18 protein-coding genes are annotated in these 25,859 nt (G+C 61.9%); 2 read left to right on the top strand and 16 right to left on the bottom strand.

Annotated elements, in window-relative coordinates; genetic code table 11:
• Positions 1-25: 25 nt before the first annotated feature.
• From ACZ5ZH_RS02420 to recO, 7 genes are all read right to left on the bottom strand, one after another.
• The gene (locus ACZ5ZH_RS02420; protein WP_464772057.1) at positions 26-8,242 is read right to left on the bottom strand and encodes a VCBS domain-containing protein; all 8,217 of its coding nucleotides are present in this window, start codon (positions 8,240-8,242) and stop codon (positions 26-28) included.
• 714 nt (positions 8,243-8,956) lie between these two features.
• The gene (locus ACZ5ZH_RS02415) at positions 8,957-9,520 is read right to left on the bottom strand and encodes a tetratricopeptide repeat protein (protein ID WP_464772056.1); all 564 of its coding nucleotides are present in this window, start codon (positions 9,518-9,520) and stop codon (positions 8,957-8,959) included.
• Positions 9,521-9,585: 65 nt separating this feature from the next.
• Positions 9,586-10,377 carry a LysR family transcriptional regulator gene (locus ACZ5ZH_RS02410; protein WP_464772055.1) on the bottom strand — a complete coding sequence of 264 codons (792 nt, stop codon included), beginning with the start codon at positions 10,375-10,377 and terminating at the stop codon, positions 9,586-9,588.
• The gene (gene apaG, locus ACZ5ZH_RS02405; RefSeq protein WP_449471576.1) at positions 10,374-10,772 is read right to left on the bottom strand and encodes a Co2+/Mg2+ efflux protein ApaG; all 399 of its coding nucleotides are present in this window, start codon (positions 10,770-10,772) and stop codon (positions 10,374-10,376) included. Before apaG ends, ACZ5ZH_RS02410 begins: the two co-directional genes overlap by 4 nt.
• Positions 10,773-10,805: 33 nt before the next feature.
• Positions 10,806-12,014 carry an O-succinylhomoserine sulfhydrylase gene (metZ, locus tag ACZ5ZH_RS02400; RefSeq protein ID WP_464772054.1) on the bottom strand — a complete coding sequence of 403 codons (1,209 nt, stop codon included), beginning with the start codon at positions 12,012-12,014 and terminating at the stop codon, positions 10,806-10,808.
• A 10-nt stretch (positions 12,015-12,024) separates the two neighbouring features.
• On the bottom strand, positions 12,025-13,071 hold the full coding sequence (gene leuB / locus ACZ5ZH_RS02395) for a 3-isopropylmalate dehydrogenase (protein WP_464772053.1): 1,047 nt from the start codon (positions 13,069-13,071) through the stop codon (positions 12,025-12,027).
• Positions 13,072-13,123: 52 nt separating this feature from the next.
• Positions 13,124-13,858: a DNA repair protein RecO gene (gene recO / locus ACZ5ZH_RS02390; protein WP_464772052.1), complete on the bottom strand. Its 735-nt coding sequence runs from the start codon at positions 13,856-13,858 to the stop codon at positions 13,124-13,126.
• Positions 13,859-14,021: 163 nt separating this feature from the next.
• On the opposite strand from recO, the gene ACZ5ZH_RS02385 reads away from it, so the two are divergent.
• Complete coding sequence (locus ACZ5ZH_RS02385) at positions 14,022-15,698, top strand: sensor histidine kinase (protein ID WP_464775202.1); 1,677 nt, start codon at positions 14,022-14,024, stop codon at positions 15,696-15,698.
• Entirely contained in the window at positions 15,695-16,351 is a 657-nt protein-coding gene (locus tag ACZ5ZH_RS02380; RefSeq protein ID WP_449471570.1) for a response regulator, read from the top strand. The genes ACZ5ZH_RS02385 and ACZ5ZH_RS02380 overlap by 4 nt, the downstream gene beginning before the upstream one ends.
• 114 nt (positions 16,352-16,465) lie before the next feature.
• Here the strand turns inward: ACZ5ZH_RS02380 and ACZ5ZH_RS02375 are convergent, their stop codons facing one another.
• The 9 genes from ACZ5ZH_RS02375 to ACZ5ZH_RS02335 are packed head-to-tail and all read right to left on the bottom strand — an operon-like array spanning position 16,466 to position 25,841.
• Positions 16,466-16,726 carry a DUF1467 family protein gene (locus ACZ5ZH_RS02375; RefSeq protein ID WP_460987705.1) on the bottom strand — a complete coding sequence of 87 codons (261 nt, stop codon included), beginning with the start codon at positions 16,724-16,726 and terminating at the stop codon, positions 16,466-16,468.
• Positions 16,727-16,737: 11 nt separating this feature from the next.
• Positions 16,738-18,375, bottom strand: coding sequence for a ribonuclease J (locus ACZ5ZH_RS02370; protein ID WP_460987704.1), 1,638 nt, complete (start codon positions 18,373-18,375; stop codon positions 16,738-16,740).
• Positions 18,375-19,154, bottom strand: a complete 780-nt coding sequence (locus tag ACZ5ZH_RS02365; protein WP_464772050.1) for a type III pantothenate kinase — start codon at positions 19,152-19,154, stop codon at positions 18,375-18,377. The genes ACZ5ZH_RS02370 and ACZ5ZH_RS02365 overlap by 1 nt, the downstream gene beginning before the upstream one ends.
• A 16-nt stretch (positions 19,155-19,170) precedes the next feature.
• Complete coding sequence (locus ACZ5ZH_RS02360; RefSeq protein WP_464772049.1) at positions 19,171-19,830, bottom strand: biotin--[acetyl-CoA-carboxylase] ligase; 660 nt, start codon at positions 19,828-19,830, stop codon at positions 19,171-19,173.
• A 44-nt stretch (positions 19,831-19,874) separates the two neighbouring features.
• The gene (gene nuoN / locus ACZ5ZH_RS02355; protein WP_464772048.1) at positions 19,875-21,311 is read right to left on the bottom strand and encodes an NADH-quinone oxidoreductase subunit NuoN; all 1,437 of its coding nucleotides are present in this window, start codon (positions 21,309-21,311) and stop codon (positions 19,875-19,877) included.
• Positions 21,311-22,885 (bottom strand): NADH-quinone oxidoreductase subunit M, encoded by a 1,575-nt coding sequence (locus ACZ5ZH_RS02350; RefSeq protein ID WP_449471562.1) that lies wholly within the window; start codon positions 22,883-22,885, stop codon positions 21,311-21,313. Before ACZ5ZH_RS02350 ends, nuoN begins: the two co-directional genes overlap by 1 nt.
• On the bottom strand, positions 22,885-24,921 hold the full coding sequence (gene nuoL, locus ACZ5ZH_RS02345; RefSeq protein ID WP_464772047.1) for an NADH-quinone oxidoreductase subunit L: 2,037 nt from the start codon (positions 24,919-24,921) through the stop codon (positions 22,885-22,887). Before nuoL ends, ACZ5ZH_RS02350 begins: the two co-directional genes overlap by 1 nt.
• 6 nt (positions 24,922-24,927) lie before the next feature.
• A complete protein-coding gene (nuoK, locus tag ACZ5ZH_RS02340) occupies positions 24,928-25,212 on the bottom strand; it encodes an NADH-quinone oxidoreductase subunit NuoK (RefSeq protein ID WP_019053664.1) in 285 nt (94 codons plus the stop codon).
• 17 nt (positions 25,213-25,229) lie between these two features.
• The gene (locus ACZ5ZH_RS02335; RefSeq protein WP_464772046.1) at positions 25,230-25,841 is read right to left on the bottom strand and encodes an NADH-quinone oxidoreductase subunit J; all 612 of its coding nucleotides are present in this window, start codon (positions 25,839-25,841) and stop codon (positions 25,230-25,232) included.
• Between the last annotated feature and the right edge of the window lie 18 nt (positions 25,842-25,859).

Genomic DNA, 25,859 nt, shown 5'->3' with positions numbered 1-25,859 from the left:
CCGCGAGAAATCCGAACCATGGCGATCACCCGTGAGCGACCGCCATCGCTTCATGCGCGACCATCGCCGCATCGAAGACACTGGCCGCCATCGCCATCAGATGGCCTGCATCGGCAGCGTCGCCCGCAACAGAATTGAGCAGCACTGGCGCATGCTCGCCCCCCGGCAACGCGGCCAGCAGCGCATCGATGTTTGGCGTCCCCGCATGGCCCAAAGCTTCGGCTACCACCTGTGCTGCTTGAGCATTCGGAGCCGCGTCATGCGCCGCAACGAGCGCCGCCGCATTGCCGTCGAAGACCGGGAGATTAACCGCCTGGGCGAGCAAACCCTGATGATCGTCCAGCGCGGGCTGCGCTTGGCCATCATCATTGGCGGCATGAACCGGTGCATCATCGCCGCCCGAAAGCGTTGAATGATCTGGAGCCGAATCGTCGCTGCCGCTGTGGCTCGTCTGCTCGACCGGCTGATCCGCAACATGGCTATCCTGGCTTTCGCTCGACACCGATGTGCTTGCGTCGCCTTCGTTGGCAGGCTCGGACGCCGTGCTGGTTGTAGCCGTCGGTGCGGTATCCACCGTCGTCTCGGCCTGAGCGACGACCGGGGCAGGCGCCTGCTCCAACGTCTCGACAGCACCGGCCACCGCCACCAGGCTCGCCGCTATCAGCGCCTGGTTGAAGCCGCTGGTGGTGCTTTCCGTCTTGGCGAGATCGACATCCTTGGAGGTGGCGAACACCACGTCACCGACAGTGCCCGTCGTGCCGTCAGTACGGGTGAAGGTCGCTTCCCCCAGCACTGTCACGTCGCCGCCCGCCGCCTGATAGCTCTGGCCATCAGAGGTCAGCTTGATCGATGCGATGCCCATGTCGGCCAGCGACTTGAACTCGCCGCCATCGACCACACCGTTGCTGTTCAAATCCTGCCAGACGCCGAATTCGGAATAGGCGGCATCATGGGCGTCGAACACACCATCGCCATTACCGTCATATGCAAGGCGCAGACCCTCCAGATCGCTCTTCGCCCCCGGCGCATCGTCCGCGAAGACGATGTCGTAAGAACCGCCCGTCGCATGAGCGAGCAGGCCGTCGTCGGAAGAGACCCAGGCCGTGCTGACCGTGCCGCTGCCATAATCGTGGGTGACACCCAGCGAACGATCGACAAATTCCAGACCGTCGCCGTCCAGATCTATCGCGACCGGCGGAACCGGCGCTCCGCCTTGGAACGTAACATCAATCGTGGTGGTGGGTGTCGTGCTGGTGACAATGTCGCCATCTGCGTCCTTCACCGTGACTGCGAACTGCAGCACCTGATCGTCAGGAATGACCTGCTGCGTTACGCTGAAATTTTCAACGCGCGCCGCTGGATTGCCGCTCTCGCTGTAATCGAAGCGGACAACCATGTGATCGAAATCGAGTGTCGGATCGATATCGACATGGGTGATCCCGTCAGCATCCTTCGTGACGAGGAAAGTCCCGGTTTGAAGTGGCAACGCACCAGCTGTCGGCGTGCCGCCCGCATAGGTCGCCCAGCTCACCGTCACCGTCGATGTGTTCGGCTGGAAATTAACGTCGAAGCTCAGGGACGAAGAGTCGTGATTACTGAACAGGAAGCCTTCATTGTCATTGATGAGGTTGTTCGCCACGCCAAAACCGTTGCCCGACGGATTGATCGTCGACCCATCGTTGGTGAAGGCTTGGGCGGTCGTCGTTGCGCTACCGTAAGAAACGCCGTCGAACACCTGCCCGCCGGGCAGGGTAACCGTCGTGTAATTGCCAGGCGCAATATTGCTAAAGCTGAGCGGCGTATCGACCACTGGTCGTGTAGTCAGCACGTCCACCGTATAATCGCCTGTCGCCTGATCAACGGATACCGTGAAATAGGGATTGCCGTTCACGCTGGCCGTCAACGTTCCGGTGCCGTCGCCCGTGTAAACGATGCCCGCTATGTCAGTCAGGTGGGTGAGCGTGATGCTGCCCGCCTGATCGGCACCATAGGTGAAGCTGACGTCATTCCCGCTGTAGGTGTGAATGGAATTCGCCACCGACAAATCGGTAACGGAAGACAATGTCGGAACATCATCCACGATAGAGACGACGATGGATCCAGGCGTCGCATCGCTGTCGCCAGTGGCGTCGGTCACCGTCATGCTGATCGTGTCGGTCAGCGGGTTGATCTCGCCCTGACCGCTGTGCGTCAACGCATGATCCAGCGTATAGCTGTAGCCATAGGTCACGACGCCGTTCACATCTGGCGCCGAGATCGAGGTGATCGTCAGCACGCCCTTGCTCGTGAACACCTGCTGCCCCACCGCCGTGATCGCCTGCGCTGGGTTGAGATCGCCATCGAGCGTCAGCGTGTAGCTCTCGCCATTGGCATTGACCGTGAACTGGCCAGTCGTATCGGTCTCGCTGGCCGCGCCATGCTGCAAACCGTCGGCCAGGCCATCCTCATAGACCGTGCTCGTGTCGCCCGTCACATCGGGCACGCGGCCATCCTGGTTCAAGCTGATCACCAGCTGGGCCAGGTCTGTGTCGCCATCCCCATCCTTGATCTGGTAGGTGAAGGTCTCGCTCGTCACGCCCGCCGGGATCGACGCGGTATTGAGCGTATAGGTATAGCTGCCATCCGACTTGATCAGCAGATCGCCATAGGTGCCACTTATCGTCGTACCCGCAGCGCTCACCCCCGTCAGCGCACCGCCTCCGGCTTCCGTGCCGACCCGAGCCCCCGTGACCGCGCCGCCAGGCGCCGCGCCATCCGCGCCGATCGTGTCCGCCGTGCCATCGGTCGAGTTAGCATCCGTGCCGCCAACCCCGGTGAACACATTGCCGTCCGCTTTGTTGCCAAGACCCTCCGTCACGCTGTCCGCATCATTGACCGCCTGCGGTACATCATCGACGATCCGCACGATCAGCGTGTCGCTGCCACTGGTGCCGCTGATGCCGGTCACGCTCACCGTGACGCTGTCGTCATATTCGGTGAGGGTCGCGCCCGTCTTGCTGTCATTGTCGATCGTCGCCAGCAGCGTGTAGCTGTAGCTCACCGCCCCCGTCGCGGCATTATAGCCGGTCAGCAGCAGCGTCCCCTCGCCCGTATTCACAACGCCATTGGTCGTGCCGAACGCCTCCATCTGCGCCAGGGTGAAGCTCGTGCCCCCCACCGTGATGCTCGCGATCCCGTCGGTCGCAGACACCGTGAAGCTGCCGCTGGTCACATGGCTGCCGTCATGCGCCGTGCCGCTCGGCAGGCCCGCCTCATAGACGGTCGCGTCAGGGCCGTTCAGCGAGGCCGTCACCACGGTCGCGCTGTCATCCGCGCCCTTGACCGTGATCGTCAGGGTCGCGGGCGACTGGTCGCCATCGGCATCCTGCATCGTGTAATGGAGCGTGAAGTCCTGGCTGAACCCGCTGCCCAGCGCCTGCGTCGCGGCCCGGCTGTTGTCCAGAACATAGCTCCAGCTGCCATCGCTGTTCTGCACCAGCGTGCCGTAGCTGTTGAGCTGCGCCACCACCGCTGCGTCCGCACCCCAGGCAACAAAGCTCTTGGGCGTGTCCGCGCCAGACACATCATTGGTCAGCACATTGCCAGACAGGCTACCCGCCACATCCTCGGTCAGCGTGCCACCCGCATCATTGACCGCATGCGGCGCATCATCGACGATCCGCACGACCAGCGTGTCGCTGCCGCTGGTGCCGCTGATGCCGGTCACGCTCACCGTGACGCTGTCGTCATATTCGGTGAGGGTCGCGCCCGCCTTGCTGTCATTGTCGATCGTCGCGAGCAGCGTGTAGCTGTAGCTCACAGCCCCCGTCCCGGCATTATAGCCGGTCAGCAGCAGCGTCCCCTCGCCCGTGTTCACAACGCCATTGGTCGTGCCGAACGCCTGCATCTGCGTCAGGGTGAAGCTCGTGCCCCCCACCGTGATGCTCGCGATTCCGTCGGTCGCAGACACCGTGAAGCTGCCGCTGGTCACATGGCTGCCGTCATGCGCCGTGCCGCTCGGCAGGCCCGCCTCATAGACGGTCGCGTCCGGACCCTCCGCCGATGCCGTCACCACGGTCGCGCTGTCATCCGCGCCCTTGACCGTGATCGTCAGGGTCGCGGGCGACTGGTCGCCATCGGCATCCTGCATCGTGTAATGGAGCGTGAAGTCCTGGCTGAACCCGCTGCCCAGCGCCTGCGTCGCGGCCCGGCTGTTGTCCAGAACATAGCTCCAGCTGCCATCGCTGTTCTGCACCAGCGTGCCGTAGCTGTTGAGCTGCGCCACCACCGCTGCGTCCGCACCCCAGGCAACAAAGCTCTTGGGCGTGTCCGCGCCAGACACATCATTGGTCAGCACATTGCCAGACAGGCTCCCCGCCACATCCTCGGTCAGCGTGCCGCCCGCATCATTGACCGCCTGCGGAACATCATCGACGATCCGCACGACCAGCGTGTCGCTGCCACTGGTGCCGCTGATGCCGGTCACGCTCACCGTGACGCTGTCGTCATATTCGGTGAGGGTCGCGCCCGTCTTGCTGTCATTGTCGATCGTCGCGAGCAGCGTGTAGCTGTAGCTCACCGCCCCGGTCGCGGCATTGTAGCCGGTCAGCAGCAGCGTCCCCTCGCCCGTGTTCACAACACCATTGGTCGCGGCGAACGCCTGCATCTGCGCTAGGGTGAAGCTCGTGCCCCCCACCGTGATGCTCGCGATCCCGTCGGTCGCAGACACCGTGAAGCTGCCGCTCGTCACATGGCTGCCGTCATGCGCCGTGCCGCTCGGCAGGCCCGCCTCATAGACGGTCGCGTCAGGGCCGTTCAGCGAGGCCGTCACCACGGTCGCGCTGTCGTCCGCGCCCTTCACCGTGATCGTCAGGGTCGCGGGCGACTGGTCGCCGTCCGCGTCCTGCATCGTATAATGGAGCGTGAAGTCCTGGCTGAACCCGCTGCCCAGCGCCTGTGTCGCCGCCCGGCTGTTGTCCAGCACATAGCTCCAGCTGCCGTCGCTGTTCTGCACCAGCGTGCCGTAACTGTTGAGCTGCGCCACCACCGCCGCATCCGCACCCCAGGCGACAAAGCTCTTGGGCGTGTCCGCGCCAGACACGTCGTTGGTCAGCACATTGCCAGACAGGCTCCCCGCCACATCCTCGGTCAGCGTGCCGCCCGCATCATTGACCGCATGCGGCGCATCATCGACGATCCGCACGATCAGCGTGTCGCTGCCGCTGGTGCCGCTGATGCCGGTCACGCTCACCGTGACGCTGTCGTCATATTCGGTGAGGGTCGCGCCCGCCTTGCTGTCATTGTCGATCGTCGCCAGCAGCGTGTAGCTGTAGCTCACCGCCCCCGTCGCGGCATTATAGCCGGTCAGCAGCAGCGTCCCCTCGCCCGTATTCACAACGCCATTGGTCGTGCCGAACGCCTCCATCTGCGCCAGGGTGAAGCTCGTGCCCCCCACCGTGATGCTCGCGATCCCGTCGGTCGCAGACACCGTGAAGCTGCCGCTGGTCACATGGCTGCCGTCATGCGCCGTGCCGCTCGGCAGGCCCGCCTCATAGACGGTCGCGTCCGGACCCTCCGCCGATGCCGTCACCACGGTCGCGCTGTCATCCGCGCCCTTTACCGTGATCGTCAGGGTCGCGGGCGACTGGTCGCCATCGGCATCCTGCATCGTATAATGGAGCGTGAAGTCCTTGCTGAACCCGCTGCCCAGCGCCTGCGTCGCCGCCCGGCTGTTGTCCAGCACATAGCTCCAGCTGCCATCGCTGTTCTGCACCAGCGTGCCGTAGCTGTTGAGCTCCGCCACCACCGCTGCATCCGCGCCCCAGGCAACAAAACTCTTGGGCGTGTCCGCACCCGACACATCGTTGGTCAGCACATTGCCAGACAGGCTACCCGCCACATCCTCCGTCAGCGTGCCGCCCGCATCATTGACCGCATGCGGCGCATCATCGACGATCCGCACGATCAGCGTGTCGCTGCCGCTGGTGCCGCTGATGCCGTTGACGCTCACCGTGACGCTGTCGTCATATTCGGTGAGGGTCGCGCCCGTCTTGCTGTCATTGTCGATCGTCGCCAGCAGCGTGTAGCTGTAGCTCACCGCCCCCGTCGCGGCATTGTAGCCGGTCAGCAGCAGCGTCCCCTCGCCCGTGTTCACAACGCCATTGGTCGTGCCGAACGCCTGCATCTGCGCCAGGGTGAAGCTCGTGCTCCCCACCGTGATGCTCGCGATCCCGTCGGTCGCAGACACCGTGAAGCTGCCGCTGGTCACATGGCTGCCGTCATGCGCCGTGCCGCTCGGCAGGCCCGCCTCATAGACGGTCGCGTCAGGGCCGTTCAGCGAGGCCGTCACCACGGTCGCGCTGTCGTCCGCGCCCTTCACCGTGATCGTCAGGGTCGCGGGCGACTGGTCGCCGTCCGCGTCCTGCATCGTATAATGGAGCGTGAAGTCCTGGCTGAACCCGCTGCCCAGCGCCTGCGTCGCCGCCCGGCTGTTATCCAGCACATAGCTCCAGCTGCCATCGCTGTTCTGCACCAGCGTGCCGTAGCTGTTGAGCTGCGCCACCACCGCTGCGTCCGCGCCCCAGGCAACAAAGCTCTTGGGCGTGTCCGCGCCAGACACATCGTTGGTCAGCACATTGCCAGACAGGCTGTTGGTGGCAGCATCCTCGACGACAATATTGCCGACATCGTCAACCGCCTGCGGCTGATCATCGACGATGCCGATGGTCAGCGTCGTGCCTGCGGTGTCTCCATCGCTGTCGGTAATGGTGACGGCGAAGCTATCCTTGGTGTTGTCGCCCGAGGTGGCCGTTCCCAACGTGTAGCTATAGCTGTATCCGGACGCCGGGGACCCGGTCACGGTCAGGGTGCCGAAGCTGCCCTGGACGGTCCCGCCATTGGTCACATCCACATTATTGATGACCAGCGAGCCGACCGTGTCGTTTCCTGTCGTGACGATCAGAGTTCCGGCGGCGGTCTCCGCGGTGGAGTCAGCATTAGAACCATTGGGGTTGAGCGCAGACTCATCGACCAGCGTGTCCGATCCAGCCTGAACCTCAACGGTCGGCGTAGAATCGGGCTCCAGGGTGACAGTGACTGTCGCCTGGGAGGTATCGCCATCGCCATCCTGAATCTGGTAGACAAAGGTTGCCGTGCCTTCCTGTCCAGCCGCCGGGGTGAAGGTGAACAGCCCGGTCGCGGGGTCGTACACCACCGCTCCTTCTGCTGGACCGTTGACAATCGTCACGCGTACGGCGGGATTATTGTCGATATCGACCCCATCTGCGCCGAACACATCATTGGTAAAGGCGTTGATGACGACCGGCGCACCCTCTGTACCCTGGTGAGCCAGGTCATCGTGCGCGGTAGGCACATCGTCGATGACGTTGACCACCAGCGCCTTGGTGACGCTGTCCCCGTCAGCATCGGTAACCGTCACCGTGAAATTATCGGTCACGGTATCGCCCGAAGTATTGTCGGCTAATGTATAGCTGTATTCGATCGTACCTGGAGCAACACTGGTGATCGTCAGCGTGCCGTGGGCGCCGGTGATCGTTTGCCCCGGTCCAGTGACGACCTGGCCGTTGATGCTGATCGTCGCGGGTGTATCGACCGCGACATAGGTGATGGTGCCGGCTGTCGTCTCGACCGGGGCCGGTTCGTTCGAACCAGGAGATCCGCCAGGACGGTTTACCGTTCCCAGGCCGGACTCGTCCACGACAGTGCCAGGGCCGGAGGTGGGGACCTCCAGTTCAGGCACATGATCTTCCTCATTCGGCGCGATGGGGAGGATTTCACGCTGTTCAGGCTGCGTAAAGGCCAATTCGGTCGGCGGGAGCAGATCGCCCAGGCCGTGAGGATTTCCGACGTCGCCCTCGGCTGCCAGGAAATTGCCGCCAGAGCTGCGAGCCGGACCAGCAGCGGGCTGCGGTTCCTCGCCGATCAACAGCGCCGCAAGGTTGACCGAAGGGATTTCTACGTCGCCGACAACGATGTGCGGCATTACGACCGCGCCGTCCAGGATCACCATCTGAGTGCCGTCCGGCAACGTGACGATCAGGTTGCGGCCATCGACCTCAATTTGATTGATGTCGGTTCCGGCAGGAAGGACGACAACGCCGTCCGGGCCAGCGGCCACCGTGCGCATTGTGCCTGGCTGGATATGGTGCCCCTTCACCCGAGCGGCGAGTGAATCCAATACCGGGTCATGCGCTTGCTGACGGTCAGCGGCGGCATCGACATTCCATTCGCGCTCGAAATCCATCTTTCCATCCCACCTGTCGTCATGGGACGGTTCAAAGAAGTGCGCAGAAGACCGCTTCCTCAACGCGCATGCATCGAGAAATTCCATCTTCATCGACTCATGGCATTAGCGGATCAGCTATTGCCCATTGTCTGCGATCTTCCGTTGGCAAGGCCTTATCGGCCCTCCCCGCCCCGGATTAATACTATCGTCTTATGCTTCTGACCCGATGAGCAATCATATTAGGCGGGGACAAATAGAGTCACCTAAAATCAACTTTTGTTAACCATTTAAATACGATAGCGGCCGAAAAATAACCCATGCTCTATTACGATAGATATATGCATTTCACATGCAGTATATCGTTGGTCTTATACCCTGCACTTAATGCAGGCTAATGATCGGAGTGCTGTCCGGCAACGACTCGGAACGCATCGCTGAAGCTATAGAGCTACTTTCGGGTATCCTGGGGGCCAGGAATGTCTCGGAAACAATAAGCGGACGGCCAGCCCTTCGGCCAGCCGCCCGCTCATTTTTGCGACCCAACGGAATTATGTCCGGTGCCAGCGCCCAGTCCCCCAACTCACGCCAATGCACGCACTGACCAGATATTGGGGGAAATGAACGCCGCCGTCCGATGGTGGAGTGGGGATAGCAGCGGCGGATGGTTTAGCAATTCACCCTAAGGACTATAATCATCGATATAGTCGGCGAATGGAGGCGGAAACGCGATCGTCAGTTCACCGGAATAACTGGATCGGGCTTGGGCATTTGCGCCGCTATTTTTTCCATGCGCTGCGTGCGCTCGCTGGCGGTGCCTGTTGTCCGGCGAAAGAGATTCAATGCATAGCCCACCAACGGCCCAGCTGCGTCCGTCCGTTTGCGCGCCAGATAGAAATCGATCAGGTTTTCCAGCGCCATCTGGCAATTGGGGTCATCTTCGCCCCGCGTGCGCAAATAGCTGTCGAATACTCGGCGGAGCAATTGTTCAGCCTCGCGATGACTGCCCATCCCCTCCAGCAACAGAGCCAGATCATTTGCGGAAATCAGCGTGCGCGGATCATCAGCACCGAACAGTTCATCAGCCAGCGCCAGCGCCTTGCGCGCGGGTTCTGTGCCTTCAGACAGTCGCCCGCCTGTGTAAGCGGCCTGCGCTTCCGCCACCAATGATCGCCATTGCTTCTCTCGCGCCTCGGTAACATCGGCAACATAGGGTGCTTGCCCCCATGCGGGAGGCGCCAGGCAAAGCAGCAGCAGCGCACATGCTCGCCCGCTATGGTTGAAGCCGCGAAAGGTCATCCGCCTACTCCTCGATGCGCACGACGGCCTCGCCCCAGCTAAAGGCCGGAAGCGAAAGCCTCGGTTCAGGAGAGAAGCGCCTCGATCAGCGCCTTCACCTTCTTCTGCCGCCATTGAGGCAGCGGCGCGATCAACCAATAGGCCAGCGTAGACGCCTCCGGCTCCCCCACTTGCCGCACCCTACCCGCCTCGATATCGGCCTGTGCGAGCAGCAGCGGCACGGTTGCTCGTCCAAAGCCGTTGATCGCGGCTTCGATGGCGAGCCCGGCGTCAGCAACCCGGATCGCCGCCGGTTCGCTTGCCGTGGGACAGCCCGGCCAATCGACGCGATGCGCCGGACTTCCCCCAGCCGCTTCGACCGTAACGAAACTCGCCTCGCCCAGCTTCACCCCTTCATGTTCGCCTGGCCCGTCGGCCAGCCGCAATGCGAGGTCCAGATTAGCCTCCGTGAAATCCAGCGTCTCGTCCGCCGCTACCAACGCGAATCTGAGGTCGGGCTGGTTCGCCACATAGCTGGCGAGGCGCGGTTGCAGCCATTTTGCCGTGACGTCTCGCGGAGCTGCGATGGTCAGCGAAGAACTGGATTGTCCCGCCTGCATCGCTCGCACGGCTTCTTCAAACTCCAAAAAGCCCGCGCGCAAGGCTTCGAGGCCCGCTTCGGTTTCCGGGGTCAGTTCCAGACCTTTGGGCGTCCGGCGGAACAGGACAACGCCCAGCAAATCCTCCAGCGCCCGGATCTGCTGGCCAACGGCTGCCGGGGTCACCGCCAGTTCATCGGCCGCCCGGGTGAATGACAAATGCCGCGCAGCCGCATCCAGCACGCGCAGACCGTTCAACGGCAAATGCGTACGCTTCATTCGGCAATCGCCGGAGCTACGAGCGCGAAATGAGGGATAGCGATGTCGAACGTCTCCCCGCTGGCGCCGATCATATGATAATGCCCGCGCATCGATCCTGTCGGCGTGTTGAGGGGGCAACCCGAAACATAGTCATAGCTTTTCCCCGGTTGCACCACCGGCTGCTCGCCCACGACGCCATCGCCATCCACCCGATGCTGTACGCCACGCCCGTCGGTGATCACCCAATGGCGCGTCAGCAATTGCACGGGCTGATCCCCGCTATTTTCGATACGGATATGGTAGGCCCAAAACCAGCGCCCCCGGTCAGGCTCTGACTGTTCCGGCAGGAACGTAACGGCAACATGCACGTTGATATCACGTGTGGTCGCATGAAAGGGAAAGAGCGCGTTCACGTTAAAAGAAATGCGCCTTTCCCCCTGCTTTCGTCAACGGCCTATCGACTTCAGAGCGCGATCAAGATCCTCGATCACATCATCCGCATCTTCAAGGCCGACATTCAGCCGCAGCATGTCCTCGGTGATGCCCACTTCCAGCCGCGCCTCTTCGGCCATGCCGAAATGCGTCGTCGAAGCGGGATGGGTCATCAGCGACCGGGAGTCCCCGATATTATTGCTGATATCGACCAGCTCCAGCCCGTTAAGCAGGCCATGGGCCTCTTTCCGTCCGCCACCGACATAGAGCGAGAAGATAGGTCCTGCCATCTCCATCTGCTTTGCCGCCAGAGCATATTGCGGATGGCTTTCCAGCCCCGGATAAAGGACCTTCGCCACCCGGCCCTCCAGAAACTTCGCTACCTTAAGAGCGTTCTCGCTCTGGCGGCGGATGCGCAGGTCCAGCGTCTCCAACCCCTTCAGCACCACCCAAGCGTTGAACGCGCTCAGCGTCGGTCCGGTGTTGCGGTGGAACGGCAGCAGTGTGTTGATGATGAAATCCTCGGTGCCACAGATCGCACCGGCCAGGACACGGCCCTGCCCGTCCATCATCTTGGTCGCGCTATAGGCGACCACATCCGCCCCGAATTCCATCGGCCGCTGAAGCGCTGGCGTCGCAAAGGCATTGTCGACGACGCTCGTGATCCCATGCTTCTTCGCGATGCCGCACACCGCCTCCAGGTCCACGACATCCATCGTGGGGTTGGCGGGCGTCTCGAAGAAGAACACCTTCGTGTTGGGCCGCACAGCCGCTTCCCAGGCAGCATTGTCCGTTGCATCGACGGTGGTCGTCTCGATCCCGAACTTGGGCAGCAGCGTGTCCGTCAGCCAGCGGCATGACCCGAACAGCGCCTTGCCAGCAACCACATGGTCGCCCGCCGACAACTGACACAGCAGTGCCGCCGTCATCGCCGCCATTCCAGTGGCGGTCGCACGGCACGCTTCGGCGCCTTCCAGCAGCGCGATGCGCTTTTCCAGCATCTCGACCGTCGGGTTTTGCAGGCGGCTGTAGGTCATGCCCTGCTGCTCGCCCGCGAAGCGCGCCGCAGCGTCTTCGGCGCGATCGTAGCAATAGCCGCTGGTCAGAAATAGCGCTTCGGACGTTTCGCCCCATTCGCTGCGCGCGCTGCCGCCCCGCACCGCAAGCGTAGCGGGTCGCCAATTCTTGGTGATCGCCGGGTCCTGCCCGCTCCTGCGCTTCATCGCTTCTTCCTTACTTCAGAGCCGCCAGCACCGCGTCGCCCATCTCGACCGTAGTCATGCTTCCGCCAAGGTCGGGGCTGCGCGCGCCATTGGCAAGCGCCTTGGCAACCGCAGCCTCGATCCGGTCAGCCTGTTCCGGCATGCCCAGCGAGTAGCGCAGCATCATCCCCGCCGACAGGACCGTTGCCAGCGGATTGGCCTTGCCCTGCCCGGCGATGTCGGGAGCGGACCCATGGATCGGCTCGTACAGGCCCTGCTTGCTGTCGTTGAGGGTCGCTGATGCCAGCATGCCGATCGATCCGACGCACATGCTCGCCTGATCCGACAGGATATCGCCGAACATGTTGCCCGTAACGATCACATCGAATTGGCCCGGATCGCGCACCAGCTGCATCGCGGCATTATCGACATACATGTGAGACAGGGCAACGTCGGGATATTCGGCCGAAACCTCGATCATCACGTCACGCCACAGCTGGCTTGTTTCCAGAACATTGGCCTTGTCCACGGAGCAGAGCTTGCCTCCGCGCGCGCGCGCCGCCTGGAAGCCCTGATGCGCGATCTTGCGCACCTGCTCTTCATTATAGGACATGATGTCATAGCCCTCGCGCAGCCCTTCGGCCGTCTTGCGCATGCCCTTTTCGCCAAAATAGACGTCGCCATTGGTTTCACGCACGATCAGCAGGTCGATGGCGCTCGCCACCTCCTTCTTCAGGGCAGACGCGTCCGCCAGTTCCGGAAAGACCTTCGCGGGACGCAGATTCGAAAACAGCCCCAGCGCCTTGCGCAGGCCAAGGATCGCCTGCTCAGGCCGCAAATGCCGCTCCAGCGAGTCGCAATCGGGATCGCCGACCGCGCCAAACAGGATGGCGTCCGCGCGGCGTGCGATATCCAGCGTCTCGGGCGGCAACGGGTGGCCCACGGCCTTGTAAGCAGCGCCGCCAACCAGCCCTTCCTCATAGGTCAGGCCATCAATCGCCAAGGCGTCGAGCACGCGCCGTGCCTGCGCAATGATCTCTGGGCCGATACCATCTCCGGGGAACAGGGCGATCAACATGGCGCGAAAACTCCTTCAATGTCGTGGCCGCCCCTTATGAAGCCGCCGCGCCTCACGCAACCGCTCTTTTCAACCTGTCGACCAGCCTTTCGCGCGCGGCCAGCGTGTCGGCCCTCCAATCGGTCAGCACCGATCGTTCCAGAAAAAAGCCGGTCAGCCGTAATCCGTCCAATATGCCGGGCCAGTCGCCGCTGCCTCCCTCCAGCAGAAAAGGCGGCAGCGGCAGCAACCGGCTCTCATATCCCGCAGCGCCCGCCCTGCTGACCGCCGCCGCGCTGCGCGGGCTTACAAAGGCCAGATCTTCGGCACCACCTGTCGCTGCGCATCGGCCGAAATCGAGGCCAAAGCCCAGTTCTGCCAACAACAACAATTCGTAGCGCACCAGAGCCGCCGCCCATCCCCGCGCGGCGGGCGCCGCGTCGATCGCGCCCAGCACGCCATCCAAAGCCTGATAGAGCGTCGGATATGGCGTCCCTTCCGGTAGAGCAGCCGCCGTTAGCGCGCAGACCCAATCGATCGCGGCGGCAGGCAAGGGCTCGGATAGCAAAGGCGCGCGGCTATGCTCCATTTCGACGGTCAGCCCGGCAAGCTGCTCTTCGGTGCGGGCACGGAACTCCGCCTTTACGCTATTTCCGGGCAGCAGCACCGGGCGCAAGGCGCGGGATCGGCCTCCCCTCACATAGCCCGCCAACAACCCATGGTCTGGCGTTAGAAGACGCGCAATGGCTCCATGTTCACCATGGGAACGGACCCCGCAAACCAGGGCATGAGTGATCAGCACGGCCATGCGTCATCCTTAACCGTGCAGAACCCTGCGCGCCACTGCTGGGGACGCACCAGATGCCGGCTCGATATAGGTTGTTTCTGTTGCCTGCCTGTGGTGAAACATCCATGTGGGAGTCGGGGGACAAGCCACCATGTTGAATATGCCCAAGGCGTCATCTTCCGCGATGGACCGCCTGGTGCTCTGGTTGGGTCGATCGCCGACGCTGGGTTTTGCCGTATCCCGCGTCGCCTTTGCCGTTGCCGCTGCGTGGCAGATCGGCGCGATGTTCAACAACGAACCTGACTTCGCGCGCACCATCACAGTTTTGCACGGCGGTGTCTGGCTCTGGACGCTGTTCGGCATTGTGCAGCATATGCTGGCGCCACCGCTTGGCTTGCTGCTCCGGCCCCTGTCACTGGTCCTCGATGCGATCATCTTCCTGACGGTGATCGCCCTATGCCAGCCTTTGCAGATGGCAGCCCTCGCCTGCCTGTTCTTCGTTGCCTGGTCGGCGTCGGAGCGTTTCGGCCGTGGCTCGATAATCGTCCTTGCTCTTTGCCTCGTTCTCGCTTTCCTGGCGCGGGGTTCCTACGAAAGCTGGGCTGCCGAACGGCATGTGGCGGAGGTGGATCGAGCGATCGATGGGATCACGGTGATCATCGGCTGCACGATCGCTGCGGCGATGCTCAGCATGTCGATCCTGGAAAGGCGGCTGATCGATTGGTCGGAACGATTGCAGGCCGTCGGGCTGTCTTTCCAAAAATCTCTTCCGCGCTTCGTGGTGGAGCAGATATCGGAACTGATGGCGGCCCGCTATTGCGCTCTCGTCTGGCAGATGGACGATGGCCCCATCAACTGCGAGCTTATCAATGGCGACGGCGTCCATGCCATCAGCCTGCCGCAGCCCCAGGTCGAAGCATTGCTGGGCATCGCACCGCCGGAAGCGCCCTTTCTCTATTCCGGTCAATCAAGCCGCCTGTTGCTGCGCAACCGCCTCGGCATCACGCGCAATGAAAAGGCTTCTCACCTGACCGAAGCGATATCCGACCTGCTGGGCGCAGGGCAGGGTTTGAGCTTTCAGGTGCAGGCCGGTGAGCTGCGCGGCCGCATTTTCGTCGGCACGCGCCATGGCTGGTCCCCTGCCGCCCTGCTCCGCGCGCTCCGCATCCAGGAGGGGCTGGAACTCTTCCTGGAAAGGCATTTTTTCCTGCTCGCCTGGCGCGATCGAACCTTTGCCGAAGCACGGCTCGCGCTCAGCCGCGATCTGCACGACAGCGTTCTTCAGACCCTTGCCGCCCTTCGCGTTCGCCTTGTGACCGCGCAACATGGGCTTGCCGCTATCGATGCCCCGCATCACCTGGCCGAACTCCATGCGATGGAAGAACTCGTCACCGCCGAACAGGCTCATCTGCGCCGCCTGCTCAATGTGACCGGGAACAGCCCGGACGATGTCGATCTGGTCCGCGATGTCGAAAGCTGCTGCCGCTTCATTGCCCTGCAATGGGGAATTGAGTGTCGGCTGAACCCGGTAGACCATCCCATGATGGTCACATCTGAAACGGCAGCGGAAGTGGAGTTCCTGCTCCGGGAGGCTACCGCCAACGCCGTAAAGCACGCCGCCGCCCAGCATATTACCGTCTCACTTGCTCAGGCCGATGATGAGATAATGATCGCGCTCAAGGACAATCCGGGCGACCGGGGGATCGAGCAGCAAAGCTATACTGGCGACTTCGAACTGCAATCGCAGTCCATCATGAAACGGTTGGGCAAGATCGGCGGGACCGCCTATTTCCACAACTTAAGCATGAATTCATTAATTTCGATTAGATTACCTTCATCCTTGCCGAGGTCCCCAATATGATGGCTCAGATTGCGATAGTCGACGACCACCCCATCTTCCTGGATGGCATGGCGCAGTTTCTGAGTTCGCACGGGCATGACGTCGTCTTCTGCGCGCGTTCTGTCAGTGAAGCCATCTCCCGCCTTCAGGATGATCAGCCGGACCTGCTGGTCCTGGATGTGAGCATGAAGGACGGTGGCGGCCTCGCGATCCTGTCTGCCATCCGCGACAGCGGTAGCAATGTTCCCGTGATCTTCATGACCGTCCACATCCGCCCTGATCAGACGCTGGAGGCGATTAAGCTCGGCGTGGATGGCGTGGTGTTGAAGGACAGCGATCCCAATGAACTGCTCTCCTGCATCACGCAGGTTCTGGGCGGCAACAAAAGCATTGCGCCCGCCGTGATGGAACAGGCCCTTGTGCACAGCATCTCGGCCCCGCCCAACGACAACAACGCGCTTTCCAGCCTGACCGACAGGGAAATGGAGATCGCCGGACTTATCCGGGCCGGCCTCCGCAATCGCGAAATCGCCGCGCGGTGCGGCCTGACCGAAGGAACGGTCAAGGTGCACCTGCACAGCATCTTTCAGAAGCTCGGCATCAAATCCCGGTCGGAGCTGATCATCATGATGTTGTCGATGGACAGCGCTATACCGGCGGTCGGCCTGCACTGAACCGGTCAGCTACCGCCACCAGAGCATCAAGTGAGCTGTCCGGACAACTCATCCGTTCGGACTGCGCTTGCCAAAGCTCGCGACGGTCTCTGCACCAACGCTATCTTACGGCCATCACGAAGGATACGTCAGCCGCTCCAGCGTGACCCAGCCCTCGACATAATTGGCATAATATAGCCCGAACAATAGCGCCGACAGGACCGTCGCACGTAACGCAACGACACCTGGCCGGAAGTTGCTGGGCGCGCTGTCAGCCTGTCCTTTCAGCATCACCTCACCCGTTTCGTCGGGCGTCCGGATGCCGAAAGGCAGAACGATGAACGCGCTGATCACCCAGAACAGCACATAAATAGCCAGGATTGCGTACCAGTTCATGATGCGGAGCCTTAGGCGCGAATGAGCAGGACGTCCACCACCGGCTTCTTACCTGTCCAGCGCGTGGCCGTCCGCCGCACCGCCAGCCGTACCCGCTCGCGCAACGCCTCTTCCTCTAGCGGCCCCTTCGACACAGCCTGCGCCGCCTCGTCAGCCGCCTCCGCCAAGAACGCTGTCTTATCCTCTTCCACCGGCACGCCTTGGGTACGCAACGCGGGCTCACCCATCAGCTTGCCCTTACGGTCCAGCGCCACCGCCACGCTGATCTGCCCATGCAGCGCGACCTTGCGGCGCTCGTTCATCGTGGAACCGTCCGCAGGCAGGATCACATCGCCATCCAGAACGAGCCGCCCCGTGGCCTCATGCCCGATGATCTCGGGACCATTGGGCGCCAGCCTCAACATATCACCATTGGACTGCACGATGGCGCTGGGGACGCCACTTGTCAGACCAAGCCGCGCCTGCTCCGCCATGTGCCGCCGCTCGCCATGGACGGGCAGCAAAATCTGCGGCCGGACCCAGCGATACATGGCTTCAAGTTCGGGTCGCCCCGGGTGGCCCGAAACATGGACCTCAGCTTGGCGATCCGTCACCATCAGCACGCCCTTGGTCGCCAAAGCATTTTGAATACGCCCAATCGCGATCTCATTACCCGGTATCTGCTTGGACGAGAAAACCACCAAGTCCCCGGTGTCCAGCTTGATCGGATGACTGTCGAAAGCAACGCGAGACAAGGCCGCACGCGCTTCACCCTGCCCGCCCGTGGCGATGATCATCACCTCGTTGCGGGGGAGCGCCATCGCGTCATCCCAATCGACCGTCGGCGGGAAATCCTTGAGATATCCTGCTGCCTTAGCGGTCGAGATGATCCGGTCCAGCGATCGCCCGGCCACGCACAGCTTGCGTCCGACTGCATTCGCCACTTCGCCGAGCGTCTGCAAACGCGCCGCATTGGAAGCGAAAGTAGTAACCAGCACCCGCCCCTTCGCGCCGGTGATCGTCTGCATCAGCCCTTCGCGCACATCAGCTTCGGAGCCGCTCGCCTCGGAATTGAACACATTCGTACTGTCGCAAACAAGCGCCAGCACCCCCTCATCACCGATCGCGGTCAGCTCCTCGGGGGTCGAAGGCTGGCCCAGCAATGGCTTCTCATCGATCTTCCAATCGCCCGTGTGGAAAACACGTCCATAAGGCGTGTCGATCAGCACGGCATTGCCCTCGGGGATCGAATGCGCCAGCGGCACATAGCGGAACCCGAACGGCCCCAGTGCAAAGCTGCCTTCATTGTCGATGACATTCAGCTTGACCTCTTTGGTCAGCCCCTCTTCCTCCAGCTTCAGCCTGATAAGGCCCGCCGTGAAGGGCGTCGCATAAAGCGGCACGCCAAGGTCAGCTGCCAGATAGGGGATGGCCCCGATATGATCTTCATGCCCATGGGTGAGCACGATGCCGAGCAGGTCGTCGCGCCGCTCCTCGATGAAGGACAGATCGGGCAGCACCAGATCAACGCCGGGATAAGCCGGGTCGGCGAAGGTCAGGCCAAGATCGACCATCACCCACTTGCCCTGGCAACCATATAGATTGACGTTCATGCCAATCTCTCCCGACCCGCCAAGGGCCAGGAAGAGCAGCTCGTCTTTAGGTATCATCAGTTCTTCAAACTCCGTTCGTGCAACAGCGCGAGACCCAAAATGGTCAGGTCCGGCGCGATCGCATCGAAAATTTCACTATTCTCATCAAACAGGACAGCCAGGCCCCCTGTTGAAATCACTTTGGCCGGGCGGCCAATCTCCGCCCGCGTTCGGGCAACCAGCCCCTCCATCATCGCGACATAGCCCCAGAAAACGCCGATATGCATCTGCGCTTCCGTCGTACGACCGATAACCGATCGGTTCTCCGGTGGCGCGATGGCAATTTTCGGAAGCTTGGCAGCGGCCGCGACCAATGCATCGAGCGACAGGTTGATCCCCGGCACAATGATGCCGCCCTTGTAAGTCCCCTGATAATCGATGACGTCGAAGGTAGTCGCGGTTCCAAAATCGATGACGATCAAATCGCCTTCGTACAAATGATGGGCGGCGATGACGTTTACAACCCGGTCGGCTCCCACGGAAGCGGGCTCCGCCACGTCCAGTTCAATGCCCCATTCGACCGGCGCCTGCCCCGCGACCAGCGCGGCCGTCTTGAAATATTTCTCCGCCAGCACCTGAAGATTATGCAGCGCGCGTGGAACAACGGTGGCGATGATGACCGCATCGACATCCGCAAGGGCATAGCCTTCCAGCATCAGCAACTGGTTCAGCCACACGGCATATTCATCCGCCGTCCGTCGCGGGTCGGTCGCGATCCGCCAACGCGCGCGAATTTCCCGCCCGTCAAGCAGTGCGAAAACCACATTGGTATTGCCCGCGTCGATCGCGAGAAGCATGGCCCGTCCCCGGATATCAGATGAGAAGGATGTCGCCCGCATGAATGGCACGGGTATCGCCATTCGCCAAGCGGAGGATCAGCATCCCTTGCTGATCAAGCGTATCGAAACTGCCCTCGACGGTCTCGCCGTCAGGCTGAACGACCCGCATCGCCGTGCCGCTGGGATGCGCGTTCAGCAACCAATGCGCCCGCACCGGCTCCAGCCCTTGCGCGCGCCAGATGGCCAGCCAATGTTCGAATAATTCCGCCAATCTCTCCAGAAGCGGGCCAGCTTCTGCATCCTCGGCCCCCTGCGCCGCCAGACTGGTAACAGGCCGGTCCAGCCCAACCGGGTGGCCCTCCACATTGATGCCGATCCCCACGACGATGGCATCTCCCGCACGTTCGAGCAGAATACCCGCGATCTTCGCGCCATCGACCAGAACGTCATTGGGCCATTTGATCCGCGCTTGCCCCTCGCACAATGGTGCAACCAGCGCATGCACCGCGTTCGCTGCGACCAGAGCCAGCAGATGGGCAGGCGGATCCCCCGCTCTCAGCCGAACCAGCGTGGAACAATAGAGATTGCCCGCAGGACTTTCCCAAGTCCGGCCCATGCGGCCTCGACCACCCACTTGTCGTCCCGCGCGCAGCCACGTCCCTTCGGCCACGCCCTGCTCCGCCAACGCCAGCATGTCGGCGTTGGTGGAGCCAGTCTCTTCGACGAAGCGAATATCGCTCAGAATAGCGACGCCGCCGCTGCTGCGCTTGCCTTGTCCAGCACGGGGTTCAACAGATATCCGACCACGATCACAGCCGCGCAGGCAGTCAGGATGATATTTTCGACCGCCCCGCCCCGCGCTTCGTAAGCTGCGGCAGGCTCATCGAAATACATCGTCTTGATGATCTTGAGATAATAGAATGCACCTATCACCGAAGCCGCGATGCCGAATGCGGCCAGCGCGGTCAGCCCCGCAGCCACCGCCGCATCGAATACCAGGAACTTCGCCCAGAAGCCGAACAGCGGCGGGATACCCGCCATGGAGAACATGAAGATCGCCAGCGCAGCAGCCAAGCCCTTACGCGACTGCGACAGACCCGCAAGGCTCGCGATGCTTTCCACCGGACGTCCTTCGGCATCCCGCATCTGCAAGATACAGGCAAAGCCGCCGATCGTCATCACGACATAGATCGCCATATAGCTCATCGTCGCCGCCACGCCCGCAGGCGTCGCCGCGGCAAGGCCGATCAGCGCGAAGCCGACATTGTTGATCGACGAATAGGCCATCAGACGCTTGATGTTGGTCTGGCCGATGGCCGCCACCGCGCCGAAGATAATCGAAGCCAGCGCCACGAAGATCACGATCTGCTGCCAGTCGAGGCCGGCAGGACCAAGCGCCTCTATCGCAACACGTACCGTCAGCGCCATAGCAGCCACCTTGGGCGCGCTGCCGAAGAAGGTCGTAACCGGCGTCGGCGCACCTTCATAAACGTCGGGCGTCCACATATGGAACGGCACCGCGCTCATCTTGAAGGCAAGACCAGCCAGCAGGAACACCATGCCGAACAGCTCGCCCTTACTGACGCCATCGCCCAACGCGACGGCGATGCCATCAAAGCTCGTGCTGCCGGTAAAGCCATAAAGCAGCGCCGTGCCATAGAGCAGGATGCCACTCGCCAGCGACCCGAGCACAAAATATTTAAGGCCAGCCTCAGAGGACCGCTCATCCTGACGCATGAAGCTCGCCAGCACATAGGCGGCCAGGCTCTGCATCTCCAATCCGACATAAAGGGTCAGCAAATCACCGGCCGACACCATCATGCCCATGCCAATGCTGCTGAACAGAATCAGGACGGGATATTCCGGCCGCAACGCGCCATCGACGAGGAAGTAGCGCGGCGCCAACAAGATTGCGGCACCGGCCGAACCATAAATAAGTGCCTTGGCGAAAACCGAAAACGCATCGGCACGCACCAGCCCGTCAAAGGCGAGTGGCCCATGCGCCAGGGAAACCGGCAGCACCAAACCGGCGACGAGCAGCGTCAGCACCGACAGCCAGTTGACGACGCGCGCCGTCCCGTCACCGCCAAAAGCGGCGATCAGCAAGAGGACCAGCCCACCCGCCGTAAGGACAAGCTCTGGCAGAACGGCAAGAAGGGAAGCGGAATCAATCATCAGTGCGCCTCCCCCGACGCTTTTTCATGGGACATTGCACTATGGTCTTCGCCCTGATGAGCCGCCGCCGGTGGGACAGCCGGACCCATCTTGATCCTAGAATCGCCCACCGGAGCCGCAGAGGCAATACGGGCTTCCAGCGCCCGAATGTCAGACCGCATCGGCGCCAGGAAACTCTCCGGATAGATACCCATCCACAGGACGGCAGCAGCGATCGGCGCCAGCAGCCACATTTCCCGCATCGACAGATCCGGCATCGCCGCAGCGTCGGCATTCTTCTGCTCGCCATAGGCAATGCGGCGGTAGAGATAGAGCATATAGGCCGCGCCCAGGATGATGCCCGTCGTGCAAACCAACGCGACCCAGCTCGAAGCCTGATAGATGCCCATCAGCGCCAGGAACTCACCCACGAAGTTGCTCGTACCCGGCAGGCCGACCGACGCCATGGTGAACAGCAGGAACAGCACCGCATATTTCGGCATGTTGATGCTAAGGCCGCCATAGCGCGAAATCTCGCGGGTATGCAGACGGTCATAGATGACGCCGACGCACAGGAACAGCGCGCCAGACACCAGGCCATGGCCCAGCATCACCATCATCGCGCCTTCGATGCCCGCTTGGTTGAAGGCGAACAGGCCGACCGTCACGATCGCCATATGCGCAACCGAGGAATAGGCGATCAGCTTCTTCATGTCGGTCTGCACCAGCGCGACGAGGCTGGTGTAAACCACCGCCACCATCGACAGGCCCCACACCAGCCACGCCAGCTGCGCCGAAGCTTCCGGGAACATGGGCAGCGAGAAGCGGATGAAGCCGTAGCCGCCCATCTTCAGCAGCACGCCCGCCAGAATGACCGAACCGGCCGTCGGCGCCTGAACGTGTGCGTCAGGCAGCCAGGTGTGGACCGGCCACATCGGCATCTTGACAGCAAAGCTCGCAAAGAAGGCCAGGAACAGCCAGACCTGCACATGCGGATCGAAATTATAGGCCATCAACGTCGGGATGTCGGTGGTGCCCGCGTCGTGGACCATCCACATCATCGCGATCAGCATCAGCACCGATCCGAGCAGCGTGTAGAGGAAGAATTTGTAGCTGGCGTAGATGCGATCCGCGCCGCCCCAGATGCCGATGATCAGATACATCGGGATCAGGCCAGCTTCAAACATTACGTAGAAGAGGTACAGGTCCTGCGCCGTGAAGACGCCGATCATCAGCACCTCCATGAACAGGAAGGCCGCCATATATTCGCCGACGCGCTTTTCGATCGCCTGCCAGCTCGCCCCGATGCAGATCGGCATCAGAAACACGGTCAGCATGATCAGCACCAGCGCGATGCCGTCGATTCCTAGCGCCCAGGCGAAGCGGCCGAAAATCGGCGCATATTCCTGGAACTGCCACTGCGCCGCGCCGCCCGACTGGTCGAAATTCGCCCAGAGCAGGACGCCGAGCGCCAGATCGACCAGCGTCGCCAACAACGCGATCCAACGCGCCTGGTTCGCACCCGCATAGAGACAGGCGATGGCCCCCGCCATCGGCACTGCCATCATCAGGGAAAGGATGGGGAAGCCGTCCATTATCGTGTCATCGCCCAGGTTGCGGCCGCGGCGAGGCCGATCAGCATCACCAGCGCGTATGTGTAGAGGTAGCCGGACTGAAGCCGACGGGTGACTTTATTACCCTGCACGACCAACGCGGCGAGCCCATTCGGCCCGAAGCGGTCGATGAAGCCGACGTCACCGAACTTCCAGAAGAAGCGGCCGATGGCAAAGGCAGGCTTGACGAACAAGAAATGGTACAGCTCGTCAAAATACCATTTGTTCAGCAGGAACTGGTACAGAACCCCGAACTCCGCCACGAAACGGCGCGGCCAGTCGGTATTCTTGATGTAGCTGAGCCACGCGATGACGAAGCCGGTCAGCATCACCGTGAACGGCGCGAACTTGACCCAGTTGGGCACCTCATGGCTCGCATGCATCAGGTGACTGTCGAACGCCAGCGCCCCCTTCCAGAACTCGACGCCGCCTTCAGCCCCGATGAACTGGTCATGGAAGATGAAGCCCGCGAACACCGCGCCCAGGCTCAACAGCACCAGCGGCAGCAGCATGACCCAAGGGCTTTCATGCGGATGATAGCCCGCCGTGCCGGTCAACTCCGGCCCATGATGGCCATGATCGTCATGGGTTGTCTCTTCGTCCGGCGATTCATGGTGGCCATGCACCGCATGCTGGATATGCTCCGAAGCGGCCCAGCGCGGCTTGCCGAAGAAGGTCAGGAACACCAGACGCCAGCTGTAGAAGCTGGTCAGCAGCGCCGCGAAGGTGCCGACAAGGAACGCGCCCACGCCATTGCCGCCCGCCGCGAAGGCCGATTCCAGAATCGCGTCCTTCGAATAGAAGCCCGCAAAACCATAGCCTAGCAACGGAATGCCCACGCCCGTGATCGCCAGCGTTCCCAGCGTCATCGTCCAGAAGGTGATCGGGATCTCCTTCCGCAACGCGCCATAGTAACGCATGTCCTGTTCATGGTGCATCGCATGGATGACCGAGCCCGCGCCCAGGAACAGCAGCGCCTTGAAGAAGGCGTGCGTGAACAGGTGGAACATCGCCGCGCCATAAGCGCCAACACCCGCCGCAAAGAACATGTAGCCCAGCTGCGAGCAGGTCGAATAGGCGATCACGCGCTTGATGTCATTCTGTACCGTGCCGACCGTCGCCGCGAACAAACAGGTCGCCGCGCCGATGAAGGTGACGAAGCCCAGCGCCGTCGGCGAGGTTTCGAACATCGGCGACAGGCGACACACCATGAACACGCCTGCGGTCACCATGGTAGCGGCATGGATCAGCGCCGACACAGGCGTCGGACCTTCCATTGCGTCTGGCAACCAGGTGTGGAGGCCAAGCTGCGCCGACTTGCCCATCGCACCTACGAACAGAAGCAGGCAGAGCACCGTCATCGTGTCGAAACGATGGCCGAGGAATCCGATCGTCGAACCGGCCATGGACGGCGCGGCGGCGAGGATTTCCGGGATCGATATGGTGTTGAACACCAGATAGGTGCCGAAAATGCCCAGCATGAAGCCAAGGTCGCCGACGCGGTTGACGACGAATGCCTTGATCGCGGCAGCGTTCGCGCTCGGTTTACGGAACCAGAAGCCGATCAGCAGATAGGAGGCAAGGCCGACGCCTTCCCAGCCAAAAAACATCTGGAGCAGGTTGTTGGCCGTCACGAGCATCAGCATCGCGAAGGTGAAGAGCGACAAATAGGCGAAGAAGCGCGGCTGATCCGGCTCCTCCTCCATATAGCCCCAGCTATAGAGGTGGACGAGGCTCGACACGCTGGTGATCACCACCAGCATGACCGCCGTCATCGCGTCAACGCGCAGCGCCCATTGAGCATCAAAACTGCCCGACTGAATCCAGGTGAAGGCGGGCGCCACATAAGGTTCCGCATGCCCGGTCAGGAAGGCAATGAAGATCGGCCAGCTAAGCGCGCAGGAAACGAACAGCGCGCCGGTAGTGATGATCTTCGCAGGCAGCTTGCCCAGCGCCTTGTTGCCAAGGCCCGCGATGACAGCCGCGATGAGCGGGAGAAGGACGATAAGCTGGATCATCGAGCTTTAGCCCTTCATCCGGTTGACATCATCGACGGCAATGGTGCCGCGACCACGGAAATAGATGACGAGGATGGCAAGGCCGATGGCCGCCTCACCCGCCGCGACAGTCAGCACGAACATGCTGAACACCTGCCCCACCAGATCACCCAGGAAGGCGCTGAAGGCGACAAGGTTGATGTTCACGCTCAGCAGGATCAGCTCGATCGCCATCAGGATGATGATGACATTCTTACGGTTGATGAAGATGCCCAGCACCCCCATCACGAACAGGATCGCGCTGACCACCATATAATGCTGAAGGCCGATCACAACTCCACCCCCTGCCCCACGGGCTGATTGACGTTGCGCACGGCATCCTGCGGACGGCGGCGGTTCTGACGGGCAATATTCTGGCCCTTTACGCCGCCGCGTGCACGATGGGTCAGCACGATCGCGCCGATCATCGCCACCAGCAGGACGATGCCCGCCGCTTCGAACAGGAAGATATAGCGCGTGTAGAGCAGCGTCCCGATCGCCTGGATATTGGAAACCTCAGGGTTCACCGGTGCCGCGCGCTGCGCCAGCTCAATCGGCCCCGCGCTCCAGATGCCAATACCCAACACAATCTCAGCCAGCAGCACCAGCGCGACCAGCATGCCAAAGGGCAGATAATCGACGAACCCCGCCCGCAATTCCGCAAAGTCGATGTCGAGCATCATGACGACGAACAGGAACAGCACGGCGACCGCTCCCACATAGACGATGATGAGGAGCATCGCGATGAACTCGGCACCCAGCAGCACCATCAGGCCCGCCGCGTTGAAGAACGCGAGGATCAGCCACAGCACCGAATGAACCGGATTGCGCGACAGGATCGTCAGCGCGCCGCTGCACACCACCAAAGTGGCGAACAGGTAAAAGGCAAGCACGTGAATCACAGGATCATATATCCTCTT

This window comes from Sphingobium sp. TomMM7A, assembly GCF_055397305.1.
This window is presented reverse-complemented; position numbering and strand designations above follow the sequence as displayed.